This window comes from Mesorhizobium sp. P2_C5_2 (genome assembly GCF_056404535.1).
In genome coordinates, this window is sequence record NZ_JBFUDV010000001.1 from 482610 (window position 1) to 494172 (window position 11563).

11 protein-coding genes are annotated in these 11563 nt (G+C 64.5%); 7 read left to right on the top strand and 4 right to left on the bottom strand.

The window, feature by feature from the left end:
- Nucleotides 1-42 precede the first annotated feature (42 nt).
- The 5 genes from aroA (at nucleotide 43) to AC1D1B_RS02270 (ending at nucleotide 5641) form a co-directional block, all read left to right on the top strand.
- Entirely contained in the window at nucleotides 43-1401 is a 1359-nt protein-coding gene (gene aroA / locus AC1D1B_RS02250; protein ID WP_477329079.1) for a 3-phosphoshikimate 1-carboxyvinyltransferase, read from the top strand.
- 237 nt (nucleotides 1402-1638) lie between these two features.
- Nucleotides 1639-2289, top strand: a complete 651-nt coding sequence (cmk, locus tag AC1D1B_RS02255; protein ID WP_477330507.1) for a (d)CMP kinase — start codon at nucleotides 1639-1641, stop codon at nucleotides 2287-2289.
- A gap of 205 nt (nucleotides 2290-2494) precedes the next feature.
- The gene (gene rpsA, locus AC1D1B_RS02260; RefSeq protein WP_112563700.1) at nucleotides 2495-4192 is read left to right on the top strand and encodes a 30S ribosomal protein S1; all 1698 of its coding nucleotides are present in this window, start codon (nucleotides 2495-2497) and stop codon (nucleotides 4190-4192) included.
- A 230-nt stretch (nucleotides 4193-4422) separates the two neighbouring features.
- A complete protein-coding gene (locus AC1D1B_RS02265; protein ID WP_477329080.1) occupies nucleotides 4423-5244 on the top strand; it encodes an MOSC domain-containing protein in 822 nt (273 codons plus the stop codon).
- Between the two features lie 94 nt (nucleotides 5245-5338).
- Nucleotides 5339-5641 carry a hypothetical protein gene (locus AC1D1B_RS02270; RefSeq protein ID WP_477329081.1) on the top strand — a complete coding sequence of 101 codons (303 nt, stop codon included), beginning with the start codon at nucleotides 5339-5341 and terminating at the stop codon, nucleotides 5639-5641.
- A 24-nt stretch (nucleotides 5642-5665) separates the two neighbouring features.
- On the opposite strand, the gene AC1D1B_RS02275 is transcribed toward AC1D1B_RS02270, so the two are convergent.
- The 4 genes from AC1D1B_RS02275 to AC1D1B_RS02290 form a co-directional block, all read right to left on the bottom strand.
- Nucleotides 5666-6373, bottom strand: coding sequence for an SDR family NAD(P)-dependent oxidoreductase (locus tag AC1D1B_RS02275; RefSeq protein WP_477329082.1), 708 nt, complete (start codon nucleotides 6371-6373; stop codon nucleotides 5666-5668).
- A 185-nt stretch (nucleotides 6374-6558) separates the two neighbouring features.
- On the bottom strand, nucleotides 6559-8139 hold the full coding sequence (locus AC1D1B_RS02280) for a 5-guanidino-2-oxopentanoate decarboxylase (RefSeq protein WP_477329083.1): 1581 nt from the start codon (nucleotides 8137-8139) through the stop codon (nucleotides 6559-6561).
- On the bottom strand, nucleotides 8136-8804 hold the full coding sequence (locus AC1D1B_RS02285; RefSeq protein ID WP_477329084.1) for a TetR family transcriptional regulator C-terminal domain-containing protein: 669 nt from the start codon (nucleotides 8802-8804) through the stop codon (nucleotides 8136-8138). The genes AC1D1B_RS02280 and AC1D1B_RS02285 overlap by 4 nt, the downstream gene beginning before the upstream one ends.
- Nucleotides 8774-9646 (bottom strand): dimethylarginine dimethylaminohydrolase family protein, encoded by an 873-nt coding sequence (locus AC1D1B_RS02290; RefSeq protein ID WP_477329085.1) that lies wholly within the window; start codon nucleotides 9644-9646, stop codon nucleotides 8774-8776. Before AC1D1B_RS02290 ends, AC1D1B_RS02285 begins: the two co-directional genes overlap by 31 nt.
- A gap of 214 nt (nucleotides 9647-9860) precedes the next feature.
- On the opposite strand from AC1D1B_RS02290, the gene AC1D1B_RS02295 reads away from it, so the two are divergent.
- Both AC1D1B_RS02295 and AC1D1B_RS02300 read left to right on the top strand, forming a co-directional pair.
- A complete protein-coding gene (locus AC1D1B_RS02295) occupies nucleotides 9861-10676 on the top strand; it encodes an ABC transporter ATP-binding protein (protein ID WP_477329086.1) in 816 nt (271 codons plus the stop codon).
- 54 nt (nucleotides 10677-10730) lie between these two features.
- Nucleotides 10731-11531, top strand: coding sequence for a transporter substrate-binding domain-containing protein (locus AC1D1B_RS02300; protein WP_477329087.1), 801 nt, complete (start codon nucleotides 10731-10733; stop codon nucleotides 11529-11531).
- Nucleotides 11532-11563: the final 32 nt, after the last annotated feature.

Below are 11563 nucleotides of genomic sequence, written 5' to 3' on the forward strand. Positions count from 1 at the left end.
TGAAAAGCGCCGGTGCGCCGGCATTCCGTCCAGGGAAATTCCATGTCTCACGCCGCCGCTGCCAAGCCGGCCACCGCCCGCAAATCATCTGCCCTTTCCGGCACTGCCCGCGTGCCGGGCGACAAGTCGATCTCGCACCGTTCCATGATGTTCGGCGGCCTGGCCTCCGGCGAAACCCGCGTCACCGGCCTGCTGGAAGGCGAGGACGTGATGCGCACGGCTGCTGCCATGAAGGCGATGGGCGCGCATATAGAGAAACGCGGCGCCGAATGGGTGATCCGCGGCACCGGCAATGGCGCGCTGCTGCAGCCCGAAGGCCCGCTCGATTTCGGCAATGCCGGCACCGGCTCGCGCCTCACCATGGGCCTCGTCGGCACCTATGACATGGAAACGACCTTCATCGGCGACGCTTCGCTGTCGGGACGGCCGATGGGCCGCGTGCTCGAACCTTTGCGCCAGATGGGCGTGCAGGTGCTGAAGGCGACACCCGGCGACCGCATGCCGATCACGCTGCATGGACCGAAACACGCCGCACCCATCACCTACCGCGTGCCGATGGCCTCTGCGCAGGTGAAGTCGGCCGTGCTGCTCGCCGGGCTGAACACGCCGGGCATCACCACCGTGATCGAACCGGTGATGACGCGCGACCACACCGAAAAGATGCTCAAAGGCTTTGGAGCCAATCTGTCGGTCGAGACCGACGAGCGCGGCGTGCGCCATATCTTCATCGAAGGCCAGGGCAAGCTGACGGGACAGATCATCGCCGTGCCCGGCGACCCGTCCTCGGCCGGCTTCCCGCTGGTGGCGGCGCTGATCGTGCCGGGTTCCGACATTGTCATCGAGAACGTACTGATGAACCCGACCCGCACCGGCCTGCTTTTGACGCTGCAGGAGATGGGCGGCCAGATCGACATCTTGAACCCGCGCAATGCCGGCGGCGAGGATGTCGCCGACCTGCGCGTGCGTTATTCCGACCTCAAGGGCGTCACCGTGCCGCCCGAGCGGGCGCCGTCGATGATCGACGAATATCCGGTGCTGGCTGTTGCTGCCAGCTTCGCCGAAGGCGAGACGCTGATGCAGGGGCTGGAAGAATTGCGGGTGAAGGAATCCGACCGGCTGGCGGCGGTCGCCAACGGGTTGAAGCTGAACGGCGTCGACTGCACGGAGGGCGAGGCAAGCCTCGCCGTGCGCGGCAAGCCCGGCGGCAAGGGGCTGGGCGGCCATCCCAATGGCCAGGACACGACCGTGCAGACCCATCTCGACCACCGTATCGCCATGAGCTTTCTGGTGATGGGCCTGGCGACGGAAAAGCCTGTCACCATTGATGACGCCGCCATGATCGCGACGAGTTTTCCGGAGTTCATGGGATTGATGACGGGGCTGGGCGCGGAGATTGGGTAAAAGGTTGATGGCAAGCGCAAAGCAAGCAGAGATGTCGGCGGGACAGCGCCCCCCTCTGTCCTGCCGGACATCTCCCCCACACGGGGGGAGATCAGCTGTCACTGCGGCTTTCGCCAGCCGCCAACGTTGCAGAATTGAGCGGAGCGCCAGAACTGCCAATCTCCCCCCTTGTGGGGGAGATGTCCGGCAGGACAGAGGGGGGCGCGAAGGATCGCGGCGCCCGCTCCTTTCGTTGGCCTGCCAATGACCTTCACCATCGCCATCGACGGACCCGCCGGCGCCGGCAAGGGCACCCTCGCCCGCCGGCTCGCCGACCACTACCGCCTCAACCTGCTCGACACCGGCCTTACCTACCGAGCCGTCGCCTATGCGCTGCTCCAGCACGCGCTGCCGCTCGACAATGTCTCGGCGGCCGAAACCGCCGCCCGCCAGGTCGATCTGGCGAAGCTCGACCGGGCGGTGCTGTCGGCGCATGCGGTCGGCGAGGCGGCCTCGAAGGTTGCAGTTTACCCGACGGTACGGCGCATCCTGGTCGAGAAGCAGCGCGACTTCGCCAAAACACCGCCGGGCGCGGTGCTCGACGGGCGCGACATCGGCACGGTGGTGTGCCCCGATGCCGACATCAAACTCTATGTGACAGCAAGCGCGGAGGTACGGGCGCAGCGCCGGCTGGCCGAGATCGAGAGCATCGGCGGCACCGCCAATTTCGCCGAAATCCTCGCCGATATCGTGCGCCGCGACGAGCGCGACATGGGCCGTGCCGACTCGCCGCTGAAGCCGGCCGCCGACGCGCACTTGCTTGATACCTCCGAAATGGCTATAGAGGCCGCGTTTCTGGCGGCCAAAGCGATCATCGACGACGCCTTGGCCAAGAGAGATAAAGCCTGATTGAAGGTTTTCCCGCTGCCGCCGATTGCCGGAAGCGAAGAAAATACCCATATCGGGCACGAACCAGCCTGCCAGCATTCTTCATGCGCCGGAATTGCCGCTTAGGCGGCCCAGGGCTTTTGTAGCCCGGAACGCCGGCAGGCTAACGCAACGCTAACCCACGGCGCCCGTCCCGCAAGAGATGCGGGGCACCCCAGGAGAAAATATGTCAGCTGCAAATCCCACTCGCGACGATTTCGCGAGCCTGCTCGAAGAATCATTTACCACCGGTCACTCCGGCGAAGGCCAGGTCGTCAAGGGCACGATCCTGGCGATTGAAAAAGACATGGCCATCATCGATGTCGGCCTCAAGGTCGAAGGCCGCGTGCCGCTGAAGGAATTCGGCGTCAAGGGCAAGGACTCGACGCTCAAGGTCGGCGACACGGTCGAGGTCATGGTCGAGCGCATCGAGAACGCGCTGGGCGAAGCCGTCCTGTCGCGCGACAAGGCCCGCCGCGAAGAGAGCTGGGTCAAGCTCGAAGAGAAGTTCACCAAGGGTGAGCGCGTCGAAGGCGTCATCTTCAACCAGGTCAAGGGCGGCTTCACTGTCGACCTCGACGGCGCCGTGGCCTTCCTGCCGCGCAGCCAGGTTGATATCCGCCCGATCCGCGACGTCTCCCCGCTGATGCACAACCCGCAGCCCTTCGAGATCCTCAAGATGGATCGCCGCCGCGGCAACATCGTGGTGTCGCGCCGCACCGTGCTCGAGGAAAGCCGCGCCGAACAGCGTTCGGAAATCGTGCAGAACCTCGAAGAAGGCCAGGTTGTCGAAGGCGTCGTCAAGAACATCACCGACTACGGTGCGTTCGTCGACCTCGGCGGCATTGACGGCCTGCTGCATGTCACCGACATGGCATGGCGCCGCGTCAACCATCCGACCGAAATCCTCAACATCGGTCAGACGGTCAAGGTGCAGATCATCCGCATCAACCAGGAAACCCACCGCATCTCGCTCGGCATGAAGCAGCTCGAGAGCGATCCGTGGTCCGAGATCGGCACCAAGTTCCCGATCGGCAAGAAGATCAAGGGTACCGTGACCAACATCACCGACTACGGCGCGTTCGTCGAGCTGGAGCCGGGCATCGAAGGCCTCATCCACGTTTCGGAAATGTCGTGGACCAAGAAGAACGTGCACCCCGGCAAGATCCTGTCGACGACCCAGGAAGTCGACGTTGTGGTGCTCGAAGTCGATCCGGCCAAGCGCCGTATCTCGCTCGGCCTCAAGCAGACGCTCGAGAATCCGTGGCAGGCTTTCGCCTCCAGCCATCCGGTCGGCAGCCAGGTCGAGGGCGAGGTCAAGAACAAGACCGAGTTCGGCCTGTTCATCGGCCTCGAAGGCGACGTGGACGGCATGGTGCACCTGTCCGACCTCGACTGGACCCGTCCGGGCGAGCAGGTCATCGAAGAGTACAATCGCGGCGACATGGTCAAGGCGCAGGTGCTCGACGTCGACATCGACAAGGAGCGCATCTCGCTCGGCATCAAGCAGCTGGCCAAGGATACGGTCGGCGAAGCGGCGACTTCAGGCGAACTGCGCAAGAACGCGGTCGTCACCTGCGAAGTCATCGGCGTCAAGGATGGCGGTCTGGAAGTGCGGCTGGTCGACAGCGGCATCGAGACCTTCATCAAGCGCTCCGACCTCAGCCGTGATCGCGACGAGCAGCGCCCCGAGCGCTTCACCGTCGGCCAGAAGGTTGACGCCCGCGTCATCGCCTTCGACAAGAAGACCCGCAAGCTGCAGGTCTCGATCAAGGCGCTGGAAATCGCTGAAGAGAAGGAAGCAGTCGCACAGTACGGCTCGACCGACTCCGGCGCTTCGCTGGGCGACATCCTGGGCGCCGCGCTGAAGAAGCAGGGCAGCTAAGCCGCTTCGCGCACCGCGTAAGCCTCGGCTCCGCCGCGCCTTGCGCGCGGCCTGAACAAGAAACCCGCGGGCCGCAAGGCTCGCGGGTTTTTCATGTGCGGCCGGGTGGCACAAGACAAAGACCGTGCAACCCCTTCACCTCCGCACTTGCGGCTGTAGGGTCGGGCGTACGTCACCGTGGGCGATGACACGGGAACTTATGGCCTTCGGGCAACGGAGAAGCATTGCGCATGAAGGTCGTCGAACTCCATCGCTATCCGGTCAAGAGCCTGCGCGGCCATGCCGTGCAGAGCGCTGATGTCGAGACCATGGGCATGGCCGGGGACCGCCGCTGGATGGTCGTCGACAAGGACGGACAGTTCCTCACCATTCGCCAGATACCGGCAATGACGACGATCGACGTTGAGCATCGCGGCGCCGGCATCCTGTTGAAGCATGACAGGCATGGCTCGTACGCCGTTGACGCTCCAGGCCCAGGTGCCGCGCTGCGTCAGGTCAAGATCTGGAAGGATATGGTTGTCGCGCGGTCGGGCGATCCGGCCGCCGGCGCTTATCTGTCCACGATTCTTGGCCGGCCCGTCGATCTCGTCTATTTCGACGATCCGCGAAACCGCCCGGTCGATCCGGAATTCGGCCAGCCCGGCGACTACGTCGGCTTTGCCGACGGTTTTCCGTTGCTGGTCGCCACGACGGGTTCGCTGGACCATCTGAACAACCATCTAGCCAAGCCCATCGAGATGGCGCGGTTTCGGCCAAACATCGTCCTCGACGCGGAAGGCGCATGGCCAGAAGACAGCTGGAAGACGATCCGTATCGGCGCTGTCGAGTTGCGCATCGCAAAGCCCTGCGCGCGCTGTGTCATCACCACCCGCGATCCGCGCAGCGGTGAGCAGCCGGACCCGCGCGAGCCGTTGCAGACGCTTGGCAAACTCCACCGCTCCGCCACGGGCGGCATCATCTTCGGTCAGAATGCGATTCCGAACAACGCCGGCACGATCGCCATCGGTGACGCAGTCGAGGTCGTGGAGGCGGGCGTCTCGAACCTGACATAGTCGCGGGTTCTTCTAATGCCGTAGAGCGTCGGCGGCCGCCATGCTCGCCAGGTTGGCAAAGGCCGCTAGTGGAAGCCAGACGATCGGAGGCCCTATGACCCGCATCGGTTTTGTCGCAGCATTCCTGTTAGTCGGCACAGTGGTAGCGTCGGCGGCGTTGCCGCCCTACTGGCAGCGCAAGGCCGAGATCGACGCCATCACCGACAGCGGCGATGTTGCGCGCAGGCTGGAAGATCACGGCCCCATCGACGCGATCGAGCATGTCGGAAACGACCACTACCAGGTGCGGGCCGGCTCCTGCGCGCTCGATGTGTTTATCGTCGACGACGCGAGCGCGGAACCGATGCCAGGGCCGCGCAAGTTCAAGCTGCAGATAGGCAAGCTTGTCTGCAAATGAGTCGCCCCGCGCGGCGCCGCCTCCTCAGGCGCGGCCGTAAAGCGGCACCAGCGTTCCGCTCATTGCCAGATTGGCTGGTGATGCCAGATAGGCGATAGCTTCGGCGGCGGCTTCGAGACTGACCCATTTGGTGGCATCGGCATCCGGCATGTCGGCACGGTTGGCGGGCGTATCGAGCGTCGAGGGCGCGACCGCGTTGACCAGTATGCCTTTGTGCTTCAGCTCCTCCGCCATCGCCACAGTCATGGCTGCGACCGCGGCCTTGCTGGCGGTATAGGCGACCATGCCGGCACCGCGGCGCGGGTCGAGCCCGGCGCGCGCCGTGACATTGACGATGCGGCCCGCAGTAGCCGAGCCAAGCATGGAGCGTACCGCCGCGCGGCAGCACAGGAAGGCAGTGCGGGCGTTGGTGTCCATCATTTCGGCAAAGGATGCGGATTCGATCTTCTCCACCGGCGCTGCGGCAAAGCCGCCGGCCAGATGGATGGAGGCCCACAATTCGGGAACACTGGAGTAGAAGGCATCGACCTTGGCCGGGTCGGCGAGATCGACATTATGCGCCAGCCGGACGCGATCGTCGGTCACAAAGGGAAAATGCGAGGGGGCCGACGCGTGCGCATTGGGCACATGACAGATCGCGCCGTCTGCCAGCAGTTTGCCGACGACCGCTGCACCGAGTGCGCCAGTGCCGCCGGTCACCACGATATGCTTTCCCTGAACTGTTTCCGTCATCCTGGACGCTCCTGTCGTTTTTTATGATTATGTCTGTCGTTATGCCGCGCCCGACGCAGAGCGTCGCGCCTTTTGCACGATCACTCAACCGCCATCTCGACATGGCAGTGTTGCGTCTTTGCATCGCTCGCAGCCGCCGGCCGCCCACTTTGCCGGCGCATGGACGTACGGCGGATGGCAAAGCGTCAATCGATGGTGATTTCGATGACGTGAGGCAGCCCAGTTGCGCGTGCGCGCTTGAGCGCATCGGCGAGATCAGCAGTACCGGCAAGCCGTTCGGCGGCAATGCCGTAGGCCTCGGCCAGCTTGCAGAAATCCGGCGGCGCCGGCGACACGCCGACCGGCTCGACGCCGACATCGAGCATCGAGGTCTCGATCTCGCGATAGCCCCTGTTGTTCCAGACGACGAAGATGACCGGCGCCGGTGCATCGAGCGCCGCACCAAGTTCCGGCAGGGTGAACTGGAAACCGCCGTCGCCGGTGAGGCAGACCACAGGCACGCCGGGCATGGCGAGTGCTGCGCCGATCGCCGCCGGCGGCCCATAGCCGAGTGCGCCGAAGCCGGTGGCGGCGTTGAACCAGCCGCCCGGCCGATCATGGTCGTAATAGAGATTGGCGGCGTAGATCGGCTGCGTGGAATCACCGACGATGATGGCGCCCGGCAAGGCATCACGAATGGTTTCCACCGCATGCACCTGTGCCGCATAGGCGGGGCTAAGCTCGGCAAAGGCCGCCTTTCGCGACGCGGCGGCGCGCGCCTCGCTCTGCTCAGCTGCTACGTGGGCTGGGCCAATCGCACTGAGCAAAGCTTCGATCGCCTCCGCGCAATCGGCCTGGATGGCGACGCTCACCGGGCGGCGGGCGAGCTGGTCGGCGCCGATATCGATGCGGATCAGATTTGTCGGCAGCACAAAGCCACCGTCGCTGTAACCATCATAGTCGGTCGGGCCGAACTCGGTTCCCGCGGCAATGACCAGATCGGCGTCGGCCATCAGCGCACGCACCGCTTTCAGGCTGGGGCTGGCGGGCACGCAAAGTGGATGCGCGTGCAGCAGGCCGCGCGCATTGGCGGTCTGGACGACAGGCGCGCCGAGCCGCTCGGCCAGGCGCTGTAACGGCTCATCGGCGCGCTTGGCACCGCCGCCGGCCAGGATCAGCGGCCGACGCGCGGCGGCGATGAGCCTGGCGGCTTCGGCGATGGCCGCGCCATCCGGCGTCGGTGGCGCCGCATTGGTGAGCGAAGCAGAGATCCCATCGGCCGGCTTGACCATGACATCGGTCGGGATCTCGATATGCACGGGGCCCGGCCGCGAGGACGAGAACAGCGCGAAGGCCTGCGCCAAAGCGCCGGGCAATTCGCTGGCCTCGGTGACGCGCTGCGAAAACAGCGCCACCTTTTCCATCATGCCGCGCTGGTCCGGCAGTTCGTGCAGGAAGCCCAGCCCCTTGCCCAGCGTCGGCATCGCGTTGACGCCCGAAATCACCAGCATCGGCACGGAATCGGCGCGCGCCTGGCCCATGGCGGTGATGGTGTTGGTCAGCCCCGGCCCGGTGATGACGAAGGCGACGCCCGGCTTGCCGCTGGCGCGCGCATAGCCGTCGGCCATGAAGCCGGCGCCCTGCTCGTGGCGCGGCGTGACATGGCGTATCTTCGAGCGCGCCAGCCCGCGATAGAGCTCGACCGTATGGACGCCCGGAATGCCGAAGACGGTGTCGACGCCATGCGCTTCGAGCAGGGTGATCAGGGCTTCGCCGATGGTCTTCACTTGTCTTCTCCCTTTTCCGGCGCGAGGCCGAGCTCAGCCTCTATGGCTTTGACGCCAATCGTCGCCAATTCGCCAGGCGAGAACATCTCGCCAGCCAGGCAGCCTTCTACCCAGAGCCCGTCGAGGATCGCGTTGATCGCAATTGCATGATGGCGCAGCTCATTTGCGTCCGGCCTGCGTTGTTCGGCGCCGAGCACTTCGGCCACGACCGCTTCCACCTCGTTGCGAAAGCCGAGATAGCCTTCGCGGTGGGCGCGAGCCAGCGTCGGATCCGCGCCGGCGCGGCCGATGAAGGTTGCCCAGAGCGAAAACACCCGCGCATCGATGATCGGGGCGTTGAGGTTGGCGGTGACGAAGGCCGCAAGGCGCTGGCGCGGCGAGGCGTTTTCCATGACCAATGCCGCCTTCGCTTGCTCGGTCATGCGGCCCATCAGCGTCGCGTAGGCTTCCTGCAGCAATTCTTCCTTGCCTGGGAAATAGTGCCGGATCAGCCCGGCGGTGACGCCAGCGCGCAATGCGATGGTGCGCAGGCTGGCGCCCTCCAGGCCATGTTCGGCCACGCTGTCCAGGGTCGCGTCGATCAAATCGTGCCGCCGCCGCTCCTCGCCCTCGCGGCGGAACTTGCGGCGCTCATTCATTGGCGCAGGATGGGCCGTGTCAGGCATGTCGGCCCGCCTTCGCAGGCGATGCAGAGCGCATCCGCCTCGAAGATTTCAACCGTGCAGCCGGCTGCTTCCATTGCGGCCTTGGTCTTGGGAAAGCCTGCGACGGCAATGACCTTGTGCGGGCTGGTTGGCAGCACGTTCAGGCTGAGGCCATTTGACGCGGCAAACTCTTCGGCGTCGCCTTCCACCAGCCGGATGCCGCGCGCCTTCAGCAACTGATAGAACGCAGCCGGCAAAAGCGGCGAATAGACCAGCGCGAGGTCGTCGGCCAGCGGGCTGATCACCGACATCAGATGAAGGCACGCCTCCTCGCCGTGCCACAGCGGCAGATCGAAGCCGTAGACGGAAATGCCCAGCGGCGTCAGCAGGTTGGACACCTGCTGGATGCCTTCCTGGTTGGAGCGCACACCGCGCCCGATCACCAGCGTGCGGGCATCCAGCCATACGCAATCACCGCCTTCGACCTGGCCGGGAGCCTGGACACGGCCGAGGATAGGAATACCCAGGCGTGTGTAGGTTTCCTCATGCAGCGATGGCTCGCTGGCGCGCAATGGCTTGCCCATGGACAGGATCAGCGCGCCGCGGTCGGTCATCAGCGACGGGTCGTGGGTGAATACCGAATCCGACAGCCCGTCGGCCTTGTCATCGATCCATTCGATTTCGGCGCCGGAAGCCGTCACCAGTTCAGCGAGGGCCGCGTGCTGCGACGCCGCTTTCGCCGGGTCGAAACCTGGGCCATAGTGCCAGGTAGCCCTGTCGGCGCCACGCATGGCATTGGCCGCCGACCGCATCAGCACACGCCGCAACGGCGCCGCCATGGACTGTGATCCGAAAGCGCTCATCAGTGCCCTTTTCCAGGTGAAAAAAATGGGAAAAATTTCATCGACAGCTATTTATACACTTGCACAATAAGGCCGCAAGTGCCGTAATGAGCGGGATTGACGGGCTCGCGCTGTTGGGTCCATGCTGAAGTCTGGAGTGGGCATTACAGCGTATGTTGATTAGCCGGATAGACGTTCGACGATCTGCGGTCGACCCTGTGGTAGAGGTTGCCCGGTGAGCGCGGTGGGAGCCGCCGCAGTCCGATCCGGCGAGGCGCAGAACAGCGCCGCCGAAGCCATCCATGTCGAGAACCTGCACAAGAAATTCGGCCAGCTGCATGTGCTGAAGGGCGTTTCGCTGTCGGCGCGCGACGGCGAGGTGATCGCCATCATCGGCGGCTCGGGCTCCGGCAAATCGACGCTGCTGCGCTGCATCAACTGCCTGGAAAATCCGACCAGCGGCATCATCCGCGTCAATGGCGAAGAGATCAAACTCAAGGCCGACAGCCACGGCCACACCGTGCCCGCCGATCGCCGGCAGATCGAACGCATCCGCTCCAAGCTCGGCATGGTGTTCCAGAACTTCAACCTGTGGAGCCACATGACGCTGATCGAGAACGTCATCGAGGTTCCAGTGCATGTGCTGGGCGTCAAGCGCGACGTGGCGATCAGGGAAGCCGAAAAGCTGCTGGCACGCGTCGGTCTCGCCGAAAAGCGCGACGTCTATCCAGCCTATCTCTCAGGCGGTCAGCAGCAGCGCGCGGCAATCGCCCGCGCCTTGGCCATCAACCCGCGTGTCATGCTGTTCGACGAGCCGACATCGGCGCTCGACCCGGAACTGGTCGGCGAGGTGCTGAAGGTGATCGGCGACCTGGCGCGCGAGGGCCGCACCATGGTGCTGGTCACGCACGAAATGAAGTTCGCCCGCGAGGTCGCGACCCATGTCGTCTACCTCTACAACGGGCTGGTCGAGGAAGAGGGGCCGCCGGAGCAGATCTTCGGCGCACCGAAATCCGAAAGGCTGAAGCAGTTCATCCGCAACATCGGCTAGGAAAGCCGGGACGGAAGAAAACCGGGAACCAACAACAAACTGGGAGTCGTGAAAATGAAGACTGTTCTGAAAACATTCGCCGCAGCGCTGCTGCTCGGCGTCGCCGCCATGGGCGTGGCCAAGGCCGATCCGGTCAAGATCGGCGTTGCCGCCGAGCCCTATCCGCCCTTCACCTCGCCGGACGCTTCCGGCAAATGGGTCGGCTGGGAGATCGAGTTCATCGACGCCGTCTGCGCTGAAGAAAAGCTCGACTGCGTCATCACGCCGGTTGCCTGGGACGGCATCATCCCGGCGCTGACGACGAAGAAGATCGACCTCATCGTCTCCTCGATGTCGATCACCGCCGAACGTGAGAAAACCATCGACTTCTCGGACAAGTACTACAACACACCGACCGCCATCATCGGCCCGAAGGACCAGAAATTCGGCGCCACGCCGGACGACCTCAAGGGCAAGGTGGTCGGCGTTCAGGTCTCGACCGTACATGCCGTCTACGCCAAGAAGCATTTCGGCGCGACGGCTTCCGAGATCAAGGAATACCAGACCCAGGACGAAGCCAACAACGATCTTGCCGCCGGCCGTCTCGACGCGGTGCAGGCCGACTCCATCGCGCTTGGCGAATTCCTCAAGTCGGACCAGGGCAAGGCCTGCTGCGACCTGAAGGGCATGGTTGCTCCCGACGATGAAGTGCTCGGACCGGGCGTGGGCGCCGGCGTGCGCAAGGAAGACACCGAGCTGAAGGGCAAGATCAACGCCGGCATCAAGGCGATCCGCTCGAACGGCAAATATGACGAGATCTCGAAGAAATACTTCGATTTCGACATTTACGGCGGTGGCGGCGCGCAGTCGAACTGACGATCCTCGCATGAGCTAGGAGGCATGGCGCC